The organism is Geodermatophilus obscurus, from assembly GCF_900143215.1.
GTDB lineage: Bacteria > Actinomycetota > Actinomycetes > Mycobacteriales > Geodermatophilaceae > Geodermatophilus > Geodermatophilus obscurus_A.
On sequence record NZ_FRDM01000003.1, the window covers coordinates 48,152 to 63,807 of the forward strand.

Sequence of the window (15,656 nt, forward strand, 5' to 3'; positions counted from 1 at the left end):
CCGTGCCGCTGACCGTCGTGTGGATCGCCGTCGCCGTCCTCGCCGTCGTCGTGCTGGGCGCGCTGGTGTACGGGGTGCTCGGCGCGGCCGGCCGGCTGCGCCGGGAGGTCGCGGCGTTCGAGCGGGAGGTCCGCCCGCTGCTCACCGAGGCGCAGGCCACCGCCGCCCGAGCGGCGGAGGTCCAGCGCCCCTCCTGACCGGCCGGTCCCCCCCCGTTTCGGGGGCGGCAGGACGCCTGCCGGCACGTAGCATCGACGACGCCACCTGCTGACCTGGAGGACGACATGGCCGGACTCGGCCCGCTGGAGATCGGCCTGATCATCCTGGCCATCCTGCTGCTCTTCGGTTACAAGAAGCTGCCGGACGCCTCGCGCTCGCTGGGCCGCTCGCTGCGCATCTTCAAGGGCGAGATGAAGGGCATGAAGGACGACGACGTCCGCAGCAAGGACGCCGCCAGGACCTCCCCGGTGCGCGGCGAGGTCCTGCCGCCGGCGACCGCCGCCGACCGGGAGCGCGAGGCCCTCGAGGCCGAGGCGCGCGCCGCGGAGGCCCGGGCCGCCGAGCTGCGGGCCCGCGCCACCCAGGCCGGCCCGGCCGACAGCACCCGCTGACCCTCCTCCCCGGCACCACCATGAGCGACAGCACCAAGGGCGGCGCAGCACGCCGGCCCGGCCTGCGCCGGCGCCGCCCGCCGCGGGACCCCGCGGCGACGATGACGCTGGTCGCCCACCTCACCGAGCTGCGCAACCGGATCGCCAAGGCGCTGCTGGCCCTGCTGGTCGCCACCGCGGTCGCCTTCTGGTGGTACGAGCACGGCCTCGGCGACTTCATCCGGGCGCCGTACTGCAACCTGCCGGCCGACCTGCGCTTCACCGAGGGCAGCGAGCAGGAGTGCGGCCTGCTCATCACCGACGTCCTGGGCGGGGTCTTCATCCGCCTCAAGGTCAGCTTCCTGTGTGGCGCGGTGCTCTCCGCGCCGTTCTGGCTCTACCAGCTGTGGGCGTTCATCACCCCGGGGCTCAAGCGGAACGAGAAGCGCTACGGCTTCGGCTTCGTCGCGGTCTCCTCGTTGCTGTTCGCCCTCGGCGCCGCCCTGGCCTACGTCTCGCTGGCGGCGGGGCTGGAACTCCTGCTGGGGCTCGCCGGCAGCGGCACGGTGATCGCGCTGACCGCGCAGGACTACATCGGCTTCGCGCTGTCCCTGCTGGTGGCGTTCGGGGTGAGCTTCGAGGTGCCGTTGGTGGCGGTGGCGCTCAACCTGGTGGGCGTCCTCTCCTACGAGGTGCTGCGCGGGGCCCGGCGGTGGATCTTCTTCCTGACCATCGTCTTCGCCGCCTTCGTCACCCCGACGCAGGACCCGTTCACCATGCTGCTCATGGCCGGGCCGATGATCGTGCTCTTCGAGCTGGCCATCCAGGTGGCCCGGTTCGTCGACCGGCGGCGGGCCAAGCGGGACGCCGCGGAGCACTTCCACGCCCTCGCCGACGACGAGGCCTCGCCGCTGGACGCCGCGCCGTCCGAGCTCGACGCGGCCCCGACCTCCTACGACGACCTGCGCCGGGAGGACGACGCCGCGCCGCTGGACGGGCCGGCGCGCTCCCGCCGCTGATCCGCGGGTGGCCCCTCGGCACGACGTCGCCGTCCTGCTGAGCCCCGCGGCCGGCCGCGGTCGGGCCTCCGCGGCCACCGGCGGCGTGCTCGACGCGCTGCGCGCTGCCGGCCTCGCCCCGCGCGTGCTGCCCGCGACCACCCGCGCCGCCGCCGAGCGCCGGGCCGCCGCGGCGGTCGCCGCCGGCACCGCCGCGGTGGTCGCGATCGGTGGGGACAGCGCCGCGCACGCCGGCCTGCAGGCCGTCGCGGGCACGGACACCCCGCTGGCCGTCGTCCCGGCCGGCACGGGCAACGACCTCGCGCTCGCCCTCGGTGTGCCGGCCGACCCGGTACTCGCGGCCGTGGCGGCGGCGGCCGACCCGCGGGCGGGGGAGGTGCGCCGCGTCGACGCCGGCCGCACCGGGGACCGCTGGTGGGCCACGGTGCTGTGCTGCGGCTTCGACTCCGCGGTCACCGACCGGGCCGACCGGCTGCGCTGGCCGCGCGGCCCGCGCCGCTACGACGTGGCGATCCTCGCCGGGCTGGCCCGGCTGCAGCCGCGGGAGCTCACCCTCGTCCTCGACGGCGAGCCCCGGACGCTCGCCGTCACGCTGGCCGCCGTCGGCAACACCGCCTGGTACGGCGGCGGGATGCGGGTCTGCCCGGCCGCCGACCCGGCCGACGGCAGGTTCGACGTGACCGTCGTCGGGCCGGTGAGCCGCCGGGAACTGGTGCGCACCCGCCCGCGGCTGACCGCCGGCACGCACGTCGAGCACCCGGCGGTCACCGTGCACCGCGCCCGCCGGGTGGAGCTGGTGGGGCAGGGGCTGACCACCTGCGCCGACGGGGAGCCGGTCGCGCCGCTGCCGGCCATCAGCGTCTGCGTCCCCGCCGCCCTCCCGGTGGTGGGCGCCGGCCGCTGAGCCGGGCTCTCCGCGATCACGGTCGCGGGTCCGGGCGCAGCACCGGACGGAAGCCGGCACCCGCGACGGCCGACGGAGCCGGTCACCGGAGCACCCCGCGGATCGCCCGGACCGTTATCCCCAACAACTGCGCCGACCGGGTCGGCCGCGCCGATCGGGGGAGACGCGCCTAACGTGGAGCCATGTCCAGCCCCGCTGAGCGGTACGCGGCTGCCCGCCGGCGCGGTGCCCACCCCGCACTGGCCGACTTCACCGCGGAGCTCGGCTTCGCCCTCGACCCGTTCCAGGTGGAGGCCTGCGAGGCGCTCGACGAGGGTGCCGGCGTCCTGGTCTGCGCGCCGACGGGCGCGGGCAAGACGGTGGTGGGGGAGTTCGCCGTCCACAAGGCGCTGGCCGAGGGGCGCAAGGCCTTCTACACGACACCGATCAAGGCGTTGTCCAACCAGAAGTACAACGACCTCGCCGAGCGCTACGGCGAGGAGAAGGTCGGCCTGCTCACCGGCGACAACGCCATCAACGGCGACGCGCCTGTGGTGGTGATGACCACCGAGGTGCTGCGCAACATGCTCTACGCCGAGTCCCCGGCGATCGACGGGCTCGGCTACGTCGTCATGGACGAGGTGCACTACCTCGCCGACCGCTTCCGCGGCGCGGTGTGGGAGGAGGTGATCATCCACCTCCCGCAGTCGGTGACCCTGGTGTCGCTGTCGGCGACGGTGAGCAACGCCGAGGAGTTCGCCGACTGGCTGGTCACCGTCCGCGGCCACACCACGGTGGTCGTCAGCGAGGTCCGGCCGATCCCGCTGTGGCAGCACATGCTGGTCGGCAACCGGGTGTTCGACCTGTTCAGCCTGCGCCCGGCCGCGCACGCCGCCGAGCAGGGCGACGACCCCCGCGGGCAGTCCACCCGGGAGCGCGGCGCGAGCGTCGTCGACCCCGAGCTGGTCCGCTACGTGCGCGAGTACGAGCGGCGGATCGACACCTGGGGCGGTGGCAACGGCGGCTCGCGCCGCGAGCGGGACTGGCACAAGCCGCGCTACAAGCCGCCGGCCCGCCCCGACGTCATCGAGCGGCTGGACCGCTCGGCCCTGCTACCGGCGATCACCTTCGTGTTCAGCCGCAACGGTTGCGACGCGGCGGTCGACCAGTGCCTGCGGGCCGGGTTGCGGCTCACCGACGAGCACGAGCGCTCGGAGATCGCCGCCATCGTCGACGAGAGGACCGGGTCGCTGCCGGAGGAGGACCTGCACGTCCTCGGCTTCTGGGAGTGGCGCGAAGGGCTGCTGGCCGGGCTGGCCGCACACCACGCCGGACTGGTCCCGGCGTTCAAGGAGGCCGTGGAGGAGTGCTTCGTCCGCGGCCTGGTCAAGGCCGTGTTCGCCACCGAGACCCTCGCCCTGGGCATCAACATGCCGGCGCGCACCGTCGTCCTCGAGCGGCTGGTCAAGTGGAACGGCGAGGCGCACGTCGACGTCACGCCGGGGGAGTACACCCAGCTCACCGGTCGGGCCGGCCGGCGCGGCATCGACGTCGAGGGGCACGCCGTCGTCGTGTGGGCGCCGGGCATGGACCCCTCGGTCGTCGCCGGGCTGGCCAGCACCCGCACCTATCCGCTGAAGTCCTCCTTCCGGCCCAGCTACAACATGGCCGTCAACCTGGTCAGCTCCTTCGGGCGGGCCAACGCCCGCGAGCTGCTGGCCTCCTCCTTCGCGCAGTTCCAGGCCGACCGCTCCGTGGTCGGGCTAGCCCGCGCCGCCGCCCGCCACGAGCGGGACGCCGAGCGCTGGGCCGCCGAGATGCACTCCGACAGCGGCGACGTGGCGGGGTACGCGCGGCTGCGCCAGGACGTCGCCGAGCGGGAGAAGGAGCTGTCCCGGGACTCGGCCGCCAAGCGCCGGATCGAGGCCTCCGACGCGCTGGCGGCGCTGCGACCCGGCGACGTCATCCGCGTGCCCTCGGGACGGCGGCAGGGGCTGGCCGTCGTCCTCGACCCCGGGGTGACCGACCTGACCGAGCCGCGCCCGCTGGTGCTCACCGAGGACAAGTGGGCCGGGCGCCTCGGCACCGTCGACTTCCCGACGCCGGTCACCGCGCTGGCCCGGGTGCGGGTGCCCAGGAACTTCAACCACCGCAGTCCGCACGCCCGGCGGGACCTCGCCGCCACCCTGCGCAATGCGCGCGTGGAGAACGACCTGGGCGCGCGGCGGGTCAAGCAGCGCTCCGCGGCCGCCGACGACCCGGTGCTGCACGACCTGCGGCGGGCGCTGCGGGCCCACCCGGTCCACGCCCTGCCCGACCGCGAGGAGCGCGTGCGGGCGGCCGAGCGCTGGCTGCGGGCCGTCCGGGAGGCCGAGGCCACCCACCGGCGGATGGCCGAGCGCACCGGCTCGCTGACCCGCCAGTTCGACCGCACCTGCGACGTCCTGGAGGAGCTGGGCTACCTGGTGCCCGATCCGGCGGCCCCGCCGGTGACCGCGGGGGAGGACCCGGTGGACCACGAGGTCGCCGACATCGCCCCGGTCGTCACCGACGACGGCCGGCGGCTGGCCCGCATCTGGTCGGAGGCCGATCTGCTCGTCGCCGAGTGCCTGCGCTCGGGCGTGTGGCGCGGGCTCACCCCGGCCGAGCTCGCCGCCGCGGTGTCCACGCTGGTGTTCGAGGCCCGGCGGGAGATGCCCGGCCAGCCCGCGGTGCCGGCCGGCAAGGTGTCCGCGGCGATCGCGGAGATGCGGCGGATCCGCGCGCGGCTGCAGGACGTCGAGCTCGACCACGGTGTGCCGGCCAGCCGCGACCTGGACCTCGGCTTCGCCTGGGCGGCCTACCGCTGGGCCGACGGGCAGAGTCTCGACCGGGTGCTGGCCGGGGCGGAGCAGGCCGGCACCGAGCTCTCCGGGGGGGACTTCGTCCGCTGGGCGCGCCAGTTGCTGGACCTGCTCGACCAGCTGGCCAAGGTCGCCGACGGCGAGCTGGCCACCACGGCCCGGGCGGCGGTGGACCGGGTGCGGCGCGGCGTGGTCGCCGTGGCGGTCGGCGGCTGAGCCGCAGGTGGGGCAGGATCTCCGACGATGACCAACCCCCCGCACGGCGACCCGCCGCCGGGTGAGCCCGGCTGGCCCGACCAGCCGTGGCCGCAGCAGCCCGGGCCCTGGGGCCCGCCGGCGCCCGGTCCGTACGGCGGTCAGCCGCCCTACGGTCAGCCGCCCTACGGTCAGCCGCCGCCGGGGCAGCCGCCGTACTGGGTGGGCCAGCCGCAGCACGGCCAGCCATGGGGGCAGCCGCAGCACGGCCAGCCGTGGGGGCAGCCGCCGTACGGGCCTCCGGCGCCGCCGCGGCGGTCCCGGAAGGGACTGGTGGCCGGCATCGTCGTGCCGGCCGTCCTGCTGCTCGTCACCGTGGTCCTCGCCCGCCTGTTCGCCGACACCGTGCTCGACACCAGCGCCGTCGAGGACGACGTCGCGGTCCAGTTCGAGCAGATCGAGGGCGTGGCGATCGAGCTGACCTGCGACGACGAGATGCAGGTCGAGCAGGGCGCCGACTACGAGTGCACCGGCACCACGGCCGACGGCGAGGAGGTCACCCTCCGCATCGTGATCACCGACGAGACCGACGCCTCCTACACCTGGGAAGAGGTCTGAGCACTCAGCTCAGTGCGTCCTCGGGCCAGCCCAGCGCGGCGCCCAGCCGCTTCAGCGAGGATCCGATGCCGTGCGCGGCGGCCAGTCCGGCCAGCGCGTCCGGGTCGGCCGGACGGCGGGGGAGCGCGCCCTCCACGGCCGGCAGGTCGATGTCGCGGGCGACGGCGACGACCACCGGGGCGGCGTCGAGGTAGTCCGCGCCGGCGTGCAGCTTCTTCAGGACGGCGGCGGTGAGCGGCGGCCTCGGGACGACGGTGCGCGCGGCGGCCTCCCGGATGCCGGCCAGGTCGCCGAACTCGGTGATCAGCGCGGCCGCGGTCTTCGCGCCGATGCCGGTCACCCCGGGGAGCCCGTCGCTGGGGTCGCCGCGCAGCACGGCGAAGTCGGCGTAGGCCCGCCCCGGGATGCCGTACTTCGCGGTCACCGCCGCCTCGTCGACGACCTCGATGTCGGTGATGCCCCGGTTGGTGTAGAGCACGCGGATGCCCCGCGCGTCGTCCACCAGCTGGAACAGGTCGCGGTCGCCGGTGACGACGTCGACCGGGCCGCGCGCGCGGGTGGCCAGTGTGCCGATGACGTCGTCGGCCTCGTAGCCGGGTGCGCCGACCCGCGCGAGGCCCGCCGCGGCGAGCACCTCGACCAGCACGGGCACCTGGGGGCCGAGCTCGTCGGGGGTCTCCTCGCCGCCGTCGGGGGACAGCCGGTGTGCCTTGTAGGAGGGCAGCGCCTCGACGCGGAAGGCGGGGCGCCAGTCGTCGTCCCAGCAGGCGACCAGCCGGTCGGGTGCGTGGGCGGTGACCAGCCGCGCGGTCATGTCGAGGAAGCCGCGGACCGCGTTGACCGGCCGCCCGTCGGGCGAGGTGACGCTGGTCGGCACCCCGTAGAACGCCCGGAAGTAGAGGGAGGCGGCGTCCAGCAGCATCGTCGTCACGACTCGGGACGGTAACGGCCGGGGGTGACCGGCGTATCCGCTGGTCAGGCGGTGACGGCAGTCGCGCCTCACTAGGCTGTGCACCGTGCCCTCTCCGACCGCATCTGCGCCGCTGGTGACCCTCGACCGCGTGTACGCCGCGCGGGAGGTCGCCGCGGCGGCCGGGGTCGACCTGCTCGTCGTCACCCCGGGCTCGGACCTGCGCTACCTGTGCGGCTACGACGCGCACGCGATGGAGCGGCTCACCGCGCTGGCGGTGCCGCGGCGGGGTGAGCCGTTCCTCGTCGTCCCCCGGCTGGAGGCGCCGATGGTCGGCGCCAGCCCGGCCGGCGGCCTGGGCCTGGAGGTGCTGGCCTGGGACGAGACCGACGACCCGTTCGCGCTGCTGGCGCAGACGGCGACCGGCCGGTTGGGCGCCCCGCCGGCGCGGGTCGCGGTCGGCGACCGCACCTGGGCGCTGCACGCGCTCGGCGTCGCCGGCGCGCTGCCCGGGGCGGCGCTGGAGCTGGCCAGCCCGGTCGTCGACCGCCTGCGGATGGTGAAGACGCCGGCGGAGGTCGCCGAGCTCGCCGCCGCCGGTGCGGCCATCGACCGGGTGCACGCCCGGATGGGGGAGTGGCTGCGGGTCGGCCGCACCGAGGCCGCGGTGGGGGCCGACATCGCCGCGGCCATCCTCGCCGAGGGGCACGTGTCGGTGGACTTCACCATCGTCGGGTCCGGGCCCAACGGCGCCAGCCCGCACCACGAGCTCTCCGACCGGGTGGTGGAGGACGGCGACGTCGTGGTCGTCGACATCGGCGGCGGGACGGCGACCGGCTACCGGTCGGACTGCACCCGCACCTACGCGGTCGGCCGCGCGCCGGGTGCCGAGGTCACCGAGTGGTACGCCGTCCTGCAGGAGGCGCAGCGCGCCTCGACCGCCGCCGTCCGGCCCGGGGTGACCGCCGAGCAGGTGGACGCCGCCGCCCGGGACGTCATCACGGCGGCCGGGTGGGGGGAGTACTTCATCCACCGCACCGGGCACGGGATCGGCCTGGACACCCACGAGGCGCCCTACATCGTCGCGGGCAACGACCTGCCGCTGGAGCCGGGGATGGCGTTCTCCGTCGAGCCGGGCATCTACCTGCCGGGTCGCTGCGGCGCCCGCATCGAGGACATCGTCGTCTGCACCGACGACGGCGTCACCGCGCTCAACGAGGGCCCGCGTGAGCTCGTCGTCCTCCCCGGCTGACACCGGCGGCGGGCCGCTCACCTCCGGCGACGTCGACCGGGCGCTGCTGGCCGCACTGGCCCGCGACGGCCGCGCCAGCTACACCGAGCTCGCCGAGCGCGTGGGCCTGTCGGTGTCGGCAGTGCACCAGCGGGTGCGCCGGCTCGAGCAGCGTGGGCTGATCACCGGGTACCACGCCAAGCTCGACGCCGGGTCGCTCGGCCTGGGGCTGACGGCGTTCGTCGCGATCACGCCGACCGACGCCGCATCGCCCGACGAGGCGCCGTCCCTGCTGGCGCACCTGCCCGAGATCGAGGCCTGCCACTCGGTGGCGGGGGTGGAGAGCTACCTGCTCAAGGTGCGGACGTCGTCCCCGGACGCGCTGGAGGCGCTGCTGCGGACCATCCGGCAGACCGCCAACGTCACCACGCGCACGACGGTGGTGCTCTCCACCTCCTACGAGGACCGCCCGCCGCTCTAGCCTGCCCGTCGTGCCCACGCGGTTCGCACTGACCAACCGGCTGGCCAACCCGGTGCTGCGCCGGCTGCTGCGGTCCCGGCTCGGTCGCCGACCGGGGCGACGGCTGGTCGTGGTGCGGCGCACCGGCCGGCCGCACGAACTCGTCGCGCAGTACGCCCGGGACGGTGCGACGGTGTGGGTGCTGGTCGGGGCCGCGGACCGCACGACGTGGTGGCGGAACCTGCGCGCCCCCGCCGAGGTGGACCTGTGGCTGGCCGGCGAGCGGGTGCGGGCCCGGGCCGTGGCGATCGAGGGCGCGCGGCAGCCCGCGGCGGCGGCCGCGGGGCTGGGCGCCTACCTGGCGGCCGTGCCGCGGGCCGCGTCGGCGGTGGGGACGTCACCCGGCGCCGGGCCCGCCGCGCTCGCGTACGCCGCCCGGCGGGCGGTGCTCGTCCGCGCCGACGTCGTCGACCCGCCCTCGGGCCCGGCCGCCTGACGCACCACCTGGACAGCCACTCGAACGTGTGTTCGGATGGCTGGCATGCGGTGGGACGCCCAGCGGCTGGACGCGGACGAGTCGGGGACGCTGCCGGGCATGCCGACGACGCGTGGCCTGCTGCGCAGCCTGCAGGTGCCGGAGTTCCCGGGGCTGACCTTCCACGAGGTCCGCAGCAGGAGCGCGCTCAACGAGGTCCCCGGCGACTCGCTCATGCCGTTCCGCTGGACCGTCAACCCCTACCGGGGCTGCTCGCATGCCTGTGTGTACTGCCTACGGGGCGACACCCGCGTGCTGATGGCCGACGGCGGGCAGACGGCGATCGCCTACCTCCGTGTCGGGGATCGGGTCGTCGGCACGGAGAAGCGCGGGACGTACCGCCACTACGTGACCACCGAGGTGCTGGCGCACTGGTCGACGGTGAAGCCTGCCCACCGGGTGCGCCTGGGTGACGGCGCCGAGCTCGTCGCCAGCGGCGACCACCAGTTCTTGACCGGTCGGGGCTGGAAGTACGTCACCGGGGCGATGGCCGGGCGGAATCGTCGCCCCTTCCTGACAGCGAACGACGAGCTGCTCGGCTTCGGCCGATCAGGTGAGACGCTGCCGGTCTGCGCCGACTACCGCCGCGGCTACCTGGCCGGCATGGTCCGCGGAGACGGACACCTCACGGTGTACCGCTACCAGCGAGCCGGCCGGAAGCGCTACCAGCGAGCCGGCCGGAAGCACGGTGACGTGCACCAGTTCCGCCTGGCGCTCGCCGACGTGGAGGCACTGGACCGGGCACAGGGCTACCTCGCCACGGAGGGCGTGCGCACGGACCGTTTCCCCTTCTCTCCTGCTTCGATGCAGCGACGAGCCCTGACGGCGATCCGGACGTCCACAGCCGCGGGAGTGGCCCGCATCTCGGAGCTCGTGACCTGGCCCGGCGTCCCCACGGCCGCATGGCAGCGTGGGTTCCTGGCAGGGGTGTTCGATGCCGAAGGCAGCCGCAGCCAGCACGTACTGCGTATCACCAACACCGACGCGGAGATCCTCAGCCACACCAGTGAGGCGTTGGCGGAGTTCGGGTTCGACGCGGTGCTCGAAGACCGGAACCGGGCGAACGGGCTGGCCTGTGTGCGCATCCGCGGCGGGCTCCGTGAGCACCTGAGGTTCGTCCACCTCGTCGACCCCGCGATCCGGCGCAAGTGTTCCTTCGACGGAATCGCGGTCAAGAGCGACGCCGACCTCCGTGTGGTCGAGGTGGAGGACCTGCGCCTCGAGATGCCGATGTACGACATCACCACCGGAACCGGGACTTCATCGCCAATGGCGTGGTCAGCCACAACTGCTACGCCCGGAGCACGCACCAATGGCTGGAGCTGGACACCGGGCGGGACTTCGACACGCAGGTCGCCGTGAAGACCAACCTGGTCGACGTCCTGCGTCGTGAGCTGGCCCGGCCCTCGTGGCAGCGCGAGCACGTCGCCCTGGGCACCAACACCGACCCCTACCAGCGGGCCGAAGGGCGCTACCGGCTGATGCCCGGCGTGATCTCGGCGCTGGCCGGGTCCGGCACGCCGTTCTCGGTCCTGACGAAAGGCACGCTGCTGCGGCGGGACCTGCCGTTGCTGGCGGCCGCCGCCCGCGACGTCCCGATCGGGCTGGGCGTCTCGATGGCGATCTGGGACGACGACCTGCACGCCTCCCTCGAGCCCGGGGTGGCCCAGCCCCCGCGCCCGTCCGGAGCTGGTGCGGGCGATCACCGACGCCGGGTTGTCCTGCGGAGTGTTCCTCGCCCCGGTGCTGCCCGGCCTCACCGACCGGCTGGCCGACCTCGACGCCGCGCTGCGGGCCGTCGCCGCGGCCGGCGCCAGTGGCGTCACCGTCGTCCCGCTGCACCTGCGCCCCGGCGCCCGCGAGTGGTTCTCCGCCTGGCTGGCCCGCGAGCACCCGCAGCTCGTGCCGCGCTACCAGCAGCTCTACCGTCGCGGCGCGGTCGTGGCGCCGGAGTACCGGTCGTGGCTGGCCCAGCGGGTGGCCCCGCTGCTGGCCCGGTACGGCCTGGACCGGCAGGCCGGGGGAGCGGCCCGCGGGGTCGACGGTGGGAGCGCGCCGGCCGGCATCCCCGAGGATGGGGACCGCGACTTCCCGGCAGGCAGCCTGCCGTCGACCCCACCGGGGCAGGTCCGACGGGCTGCGGTGGTGGAAGGTGAGCAGCTCACGTTGCTCTGACCCGCGCCGTCGCACGGACCGGTCATCCCTCACGCGCCGTCGGCAACCGACCGTTATCCCCAACTAGCCAGCACGGTCCTCGATGGAGACGACCCGCACCGACGGGGGAGTGGAGCGCCCAGATCCCCGACGGCCCGGGTGGGCCCGAGGCAGGGGCCGGCGGCCGCGAGAGCTGTCGCGCCGAGCCGGTCGCGGGTGGAGCGGGCGGTGAGGGCGGCACGGCGCCGAACCGGCGCGGCCTCGCACGATCCGAGCCGGCCGGAGAGCCGTCGCCGCTGCCGCCGTGGCCTGAGTCCCTGGCGGGCGATGACGCGGGCCGAAGTCGCGCTTCAACCGTTATCCCCAACTGCCAGGCCACCACAACGGCAAGACGGAAACCCTCAGCGACAACAGGAGAGCCGTGCTCGAGTCAGGAACCGCGGCCCTCCGCCTCCCGCGCCGCCCGGGCGGCGCTGCGCTTGGCGCGCACGGCGCCGCGGGGGGCGACCGGCTCGGCGCCGCCCGCGAGCGTGAGGCGGCGGTAGGAGTCGTAGGAGAGGGTCAGGTACTGCACGGCCAGCGCCTCGGCCCACTCGCGCCGCGACGGTGGTGCGGTCATCCGCAGGTGCTGTGCCGTCCGCACGGCGTGCTTGGCGAACGTCACCTGCAGTGCCTGGGTGGACAACTGCGCCCCGACCGCCGAGGCCAGGCCGGGGCCGCGGCGCAGAGCCGGTAGCACCCAGGGGCTGTCGGCCAGCGCGGGGAACCGCGAGCGGCAGGACTCCCAGGCATGCCACGCGGTGAGCGCGCCCGGCACCGACCACTCGCCGTCCTCGGTGCGGACGACGATCCGCCGCGCCGTCGGGTGCACCTGGTCGCGCCGCAGCGACCGGAACTGGCCGACCGTCCCGGGCCAGCCCAGGGCCAGGGCGCACCACGCCACGGTGCGCAGGTGCTCGGGGTCCTCGGTCCTGATCTGGGACAGTGGCCGCAGTTCCAGGGTCTGCGGATCGGGCTCCGGCGTCCGCGCCAACGGCAACGCGATCCCGCCGTAGCGGGCGACCTTGCTGTAGAGGGCGACGGTGGCGGGCTTCCAGCCGCGGGCCGCGGCGATCGGGTCCATGCCCTCCTCGACGAGGGAGTCCGGCCCCATGCCGACCTCGAGAGCGGCGTCGACGAGCCGGCGCCACTGGGCCTCGTAGCCCGGAGGGACGGGCAGGCGCTGCCATGCCCGCTCCGGAGGCGGAGCCGGCATGGCCGGCAGCGGCGGTGCCCACCGGGCGCTCATGTGCCCATCATATCACCGTTATCCCCAACAAACTATAAGAACTAGAGTGGTCACCCTCGGTGGCGACCAACGGCGCCTCTGGCGCCGGAGCAGCGACAGCAAGGACCAACCACCCGCTCGGCGCGCAGGGCTGCGGGGTGCTGGCGATGCTGATCGGCGTGCGCACGGTGGGTGTCGAGGAGGAACTGCTCGTCGTCGACCCCTCCGGGCGGCCGGTGCCGCTGGGGCCGGCCGCTCTCGAGGCGGCGGCCCGTCGCGGCGAGGGGGAGACTGTCGAGGAGCACGAGCGCGCCGAGCACGGGGACGGAGCGGCGGGCGGCGGGGACCCGGTCGGCCGGCTGGTGCCCGAGCTCAAGACGCAGCAGCTGGAGTTCGGCACCCGCGTCTGCACGGCGCTGGACGACGTGGCCGCCGACCTGCGGCACTGGCGGGGGCGGGCGGACGCGGCGGCCCGTGACGTCGGCGCCCGGGTGGCCGCGCTGGCCAGCTCGCCGGTGCGGGTCGATCCCCAGTCCACACCGGGCGAGCGCTACACCGAGATGGCCGAGACCTTCGGCCTCACCGCGGCCGAGCAGCTGACCTGCGGGTGCCACGTGCACGTCGCGGTGGAGGACGACGAGGAGGGCGTCGCCGTCCTCAACCGCATCCGCGTGTGGCTCCCGGTGCTGACCGCGCTGACCGCCAACTCGCCGTTCTGGCTGGGCCGGGACAGCGGGCACGCCAGCTACCGCGCCCAGGCGTGGAACCGCTGGCCGTCGTCCGGGCCGAACGGGCTGTTCGCCGACGCCGCCGCCTACCACCGGCTGGTCGGGGAGCTGCTCGCGACGGAGACGATCGTCGACACCGGGATGGTCTACTTCGACGCCCGGCTGTCCGAGCGCTGGCCCACCGTCGAGGTCCGGGTGGCCGACGTCGCGCTGCACGCCGAGGACGCCGTCACGCTGGCCGGGCTGGTCCGGGGCCTGGTCGAGACCGCGGCGGGGGAGTGGCGGGCGGGGGTGGCGGCGCCCGACGTCCGCAGCGAGGTGGTGCGGATGGCCGCCTGGCGGGCCAGCCGCTCGGGCCTGACCGGGGACCTCGTGCACCCCGCCACCGGGCGCCCGGCGCCGGCTGCGGAGGTCGTGACGGCGCTGCTGGAGCACGTGCGGCCGGCGCTGGCCGCCGCCGGGGACGAGCAGTGGGTCGCCGGCGGCGTCGCCGCGGTCCTCGGCCGCGGCACCGGGGCGGACCTGCAGCGCCGGGTGTTCGCGGAGACCGGTGACCTCACCGCGGTGGTGCGTGCGGCGGTCGAGGCCACGCACACCTGAGACACGCACACCTGAGAGCGGTGCCGGGGGAGGGCGGTTATCGTCCCGCCATGTACACCGCCAGCTGGGGCGACGTCGTCCGCCGGGACCTCTTCGGTCCGCACCCGGATCCCCGCGACCGTCCGTACCGGTTCGTCATCCGGCTGGCGCTGGTGGTGTTCCGGCTGTTCCGCTTCCGCTTCGACGTCCGCGGCGCCGAGCACGTGCCGACGACGGGCGGCGCGGTGGTCTGCAGCAACCACGTCAGCTACCTCGACTTCACCTTCCTCGGCCTGGCCGCGTTGCCGCAGCACCGGCTGGTGCGGTTCATGGCCAAGATCTCGGTGTTCTCCCACGGCTTCTCCGGGCCGTTCATGCGGGCGATGCACCACATCCCGGTCGACCGGAAGGCCGGGGCGGCCGCCTTCGACCTCGCCGTCCGCGCGCTCAAGGACGGTGAGCTGGTCGGCGTCTTCCCCGAGGCCACGATCAGCAGCAGCTTCCGGGTCAAGGAGCTGAAGGGCGGTGCCCCGCGGATGGCGATCAACGCCGGCGTCCCGGTCATCCCGGCGGCGGTGTGGGGCGGCCAACGGCTGTTCACCAAGCACCACCCGATCGAGTTCCGGCGCGGTGTCGCGGTCACCGTCGTCCTCGGCGAGCCGATCCGTCCCGAGCCGGGCGAGGAGCCCCGCCAGCTGCTGCAGCGCATCCGCACGGCCATGGAGCAGCTGCTCGACGAGGCCCAGCGCACCTACCCGCAGTCGCCGGCCGGCCCCGAGGACCTGTGGTGGCAGCCGGCGCACCTGGGCGGCACCGCGCCGACGCCGGAGGAGGCCCTGCGGCTGGACCACTCGGACGTGCGGGGGACCAGGAAGAAGGCCGGCCCCCTCGCCACGGCGCGCCGGCTGCTGCGTCGCCGCCGGTGACCTGCCGCCGCCCGGCGGCCTGGGTCCACCTCGTGGTCTACGGCAGCTTCGGGCTCGTCGCGCCGGCCCTGGGCCGGCTGGCGCTGCTCAGTCGACCACGGCTGGGGCCATGAGCCGGAAGGCGTCGAGCTCCACGTCGTACCAGCGGCGCATCCGGCCCAGCGGCGTCATCCCCAGCCGGGTGCAGACGGCCACCGACGCGGTGTTGCCGGGCCGGACGACGGCGTAGACCTCCGGCAGGCCCGCCTCGAACCCCCGGGTGATCACCGCCCGCGCCGCCTCGGTGGCGTATCCGCGACCCCAGCTGTCCGGGTGCAGGTGCCAGCCGACCTCCACCTCGCCCACGCCGTCGGGCAGGGGCTTGAGGAGCACCGTGCCGGCCACGGTGCCGGTGGCGGCGACCTCGAGCGCCCAGACACCGAACCGGCCGTCGGCCTCGGCCACCGCGCGCCAGCGCGCGACCAGCTCGATCGGCGACACCGACGGTGTCCCACCCAGCCAGCGGGTGACCTCGGCGCGGCCGTAGAGGTCCGCCAGGCGCGCCAGGTCGTCGCGGCACGTCGTCCAGGGGCGTAGCCGCAACCGGGCGGTGCGCAGCTCGCCGCCGTCGGCCGTCACGCCGTTCTGCCTACCGCCGGACGCCCTCCCCGGCCACCGGGCGGACCCCCGGACCGGGCGCTGCCGGGCGACGTGGTGTCCTTCCGGAGCGCGGTGTCCT

The 15,656-nt window shown here is 75.2% G+C and carries 16 protein-coding genes; 13 read left to right on the forward strand and 3 right to left on the reverse strand.

The genetic code is table 11. From position 1 onward, the window contains the following. Nucleotides 1-2 precede the first annotated feature (2 nt). From BUB17_RS04155 to BUB17_RS04180, 6 genes are all read left to right on the forward strand, one after another. The gene (locus tag BUB17_RS04155; RefSeq protein ID WP_072913895.1) at nt 3-197 is read left to right on the forward strand and encodes a hypothetical protein; all 195 of its coding nucleotides are present in this window, start codon (nt 3-5) and stop codon (nt 195-197) included. Nucleotides 198-284: 87 nt separating this feature from the next. Then, a complete protein-coding gene (tatA, locus tag BUB17_RS04160) occupies nt 285-611 on the forward strand; it encodes a Sec-independent protein translocase subunit TatA (RefSeq protein ID WP_072913897.1) in 327 nt (108 codons plus the stop codon). Between the two features lie 20 nt (nt 612-631). Continuing rightward, on the forward strand, nt 632-1,609 hold the full coding sequence (gene tatC / locus BUB17_RS04165; RefSeq protein WP_072913899.1) for a twin-arginine translocase subunit TatC: 978 nt from the start codon (nt 632-634) through the stop codon (nt 1,607-1,609). A gap of 7 nt (nt 1,610-1,616) precedes the next feature. Beyond that, nucleotides 1,617-2,513 (forward strand): diacylglycerol kinase family protein, encoded by an 897-nt coding sequence (locus BUB17_RS04170; RefSeq protein WP_072913902.1) that lies wholly within the window; start codon nt 1,617-1,619, stop codon nt 2,511-2,513. A 182-nt stretch (nt 2,514-2,695) separates the two neighbouring features. Further along, the gene (locus BUB17_RS04175; protein ID WP_072913905.1) at nt 2,696-5,551 is read left to right on the forward strand and encodes a DEAD/DEAH box helicase; all 2,856 of its coding nucleotides are present in this window, start codon (nt 2,696-2,698) and stop codon (nt 5,549-5,551) included. Nucleotides 5,552-5,578: 27 nt separating this feature from the next. Next, complete coding sequence (locus BUB17_RS04180) at nt 5,579-6,148, forward strand: DUF4333 domain-containing protein (protein WP_072913909.1); 570 nt, start codon at nt 5,579-5,581, stop codon at nt 6,146-6,148. A gap of 4 nt (nt 6,149-6,152) precedes the next feature. Here the strand turns inward: BUB17_RS04180 and BUB17_RS04185 are convergent, their stop codons facing one another. After that, on the reverse strand, nt 6,153-7,070 hold the full coding sequence (locus BUB17_RS04185; RefSeq protein ID WP_072913912.1) for a 5'-3' exonuclease: 918 nt from the start codon (nt 7,068-7,070) through the stop codon (nt 6,153-6,155). A 94-nt stretch (nt 7,071-7,164) separates the two neighbouring features. On the opposite strand from BUB17_RS04185, the gene BUB17_RS04190 reads away from it, so the two are divergent. From BUB17_RS04190 to BUB17_RS27660, 5 genes are all read left to right on the forward strand, one after another. Beyond that, nucleotides 7,165-8,310, forward strand: coding sequence for a M24 family metallopeptidase (locus tag BUB17_RS04190; protein ID WP_244276900.1), 1,146 nt, complete (start codon nt 7,165-7,167; stop codon nt 8,308-8,310). After that, a complete protein-coding gene (locus BUB17_RS04195; protein WP_072913918.1) occupies nt 8,285-8,770 on the forward strand; it encodes an Lrp/AsnC family transcriptional regulator in 486 nt (161 codons plus the stop codon). Before BUB17_RS04190 ends, BUB17_RS04195 begins: the two co-directional genes overlap by 26 nt. A gap of 10 nt (nt 8,771-8,780) precedes the next feature. Then, a complete protein-coding gene (locus BUB17_RS04200) occupies nt 8,781-9,245 on the forward strand; it encodes a hypothetical protein (RefSeq protein WP_072913922.1) in 465 nt (154 codons plus the stop codon). A gap of 36 nt (nt 9,246-9,281) precedes the next feature. Beyond that, nucleotides 9,282-10,646 (forward strand): LAGLIDADG family homing endonuclease, encoded by a 1,365-nt coding sequence (locus BUB17_RS27655; RefSeq protein WP_244276902.1) that lies wholly within the window; start codon nt 9,282-9,284, stop codon nt 10,644-10,646. Nucleotides 10,647-10,976: 330 nt separating this feature from the next. Then, complete coding sequence (locus BUB17_RS27660; RefSeq protein ID WP_244276904.1) at nt 10,977-11,459, forward strand: radical SAM family protein; 483 nt, start codon at nt 10,977-10,979, stop codon at nt 11,457-11,459. A 409-nt stretch (nt 11,460-11,868) separates the two neighbouring features. On the opposite strand, the gene BUB17_RS04210 is transcribed toward BUB17_RS27660, so the two are convergent. Continuing rightward, nucleotides 11,869-12,726 (reverse strand): hypothetical protein, encoded by an 858-nt coding sequence (locus tag BUB17_RS04210; protein ID WP_072913926.1) that lies wholly within the window; start codon nt 12,724-12,726, stop codon nt 11,869-11,871. 59 nt (nt 12,727-12,785) lie between these two features. On the opposite strand from BUB17_RS04210, the gene BUB17_RS04215 reads away from it, so the two are divergent. Together BUB17_RS04215 and BUB17_RS04220 are read left to right on the forward strand one after the other, a co-directional pair. After that, entirely contained in the window at nt 12,786-14,033 is a 1,248-nt protein-coding gene (locus tag BUB17_RS04215; RefSeq protein WP_244276905.1) for a carboxylate-amine ligase, read from the forward strand. Nucleotides 14,034-14,083: 50 nt separating this feature from the next. Then, nucleotides 14,084-14,938 (forward strand): lysophospholipid acyltransferase family protein, encoded by an 855-nt coding sequence (locus BUB17_RS04220; protein ID WP_083606015.1) that lies wholly within the window; start codon nt 14,084-14,086, stop codon nt 14,936-14,938. A gap of 87 nt (nt 14,939-15,025) precedes the next feature. Here BUB17_RS04220 and BUB17_RS04225 read toward each other — a convergent pair whose 3' ends face one another. Next, a complete protein-coding gene (locus BUB17_RS04225; protein ID WP_072913930.1) occupies nt 15,026-15,556 on the reverse strand; it encodes a GNAT family N-acetyltransferase in 531 nt (176 codons plus the stop codon). Between the last annotated feature and the right edge of the window lie 100 nt (nt 15,557-15,656).

What these genes read in the sequence shown, in the direction of transcription:
- BUB17_RS04210 (WP_072913926.1), bottom strand. Translation starts at nt 12,726, where the DNA reads ATGAGCGCCCGGTGGGCACCGCCGCTGCCGGCCATGCCGGCTCCGCCT.
- BUB17_RS04175 (WP_072913905.1), top strand. Translation starts at nt 2,696, where the DNA reads ATGTCCAGCCCCGCTGAGCGGTACGCGGCTGCCCGCCGGCGCGGTGCC.
- BUB17_RS04180 (WP_072913909.1), top strand. Translation starts at nt 5,579, where the DNA reads ATGACCAACCCCCCGCACGGCGACCCGCCGCCGGGTGAGCCCGGCTGG.
- BUB17_RS27655 (WP_244276902.1), top strand. Translation starts at nt 9,282, where the DNA reads ATGGCTGGCATGCGGTGGGACGCCCAGCGGCTGGACGCGGACGAGTCG.
- BUB17_RS04185 (WP_072913912.1), bottom strand. Translation starts at nt 7,070, where the DNA reads ATGCTGCTGGACGCCGCCTCCCTCTACTTCCGGGCGTTCTACGGGGTG.
- BUB17_RS04220 (WP_083606015.1), top strand. Translation starts at nt 14,084, where the DNA reads ATGTACACCGCCAGCTGGGGCGACGTCGTCCGCCGGGACCTCTTCGGT.
- tatC (WP_072913899.1), top strand. Translation starts at nt 632, where the DNA reads ATGAGCGACAGCACCAAGGGCGGCGCAGCACGCCGGCCCGGCCTGCGC.
- tatA (WP_072913897.1), top strand. Translation starts at nt 285, where the DNA reads ATGGCCGGACTCGGCCCGCTGGAGATCGGCCTGATCATCCTGGCCATC.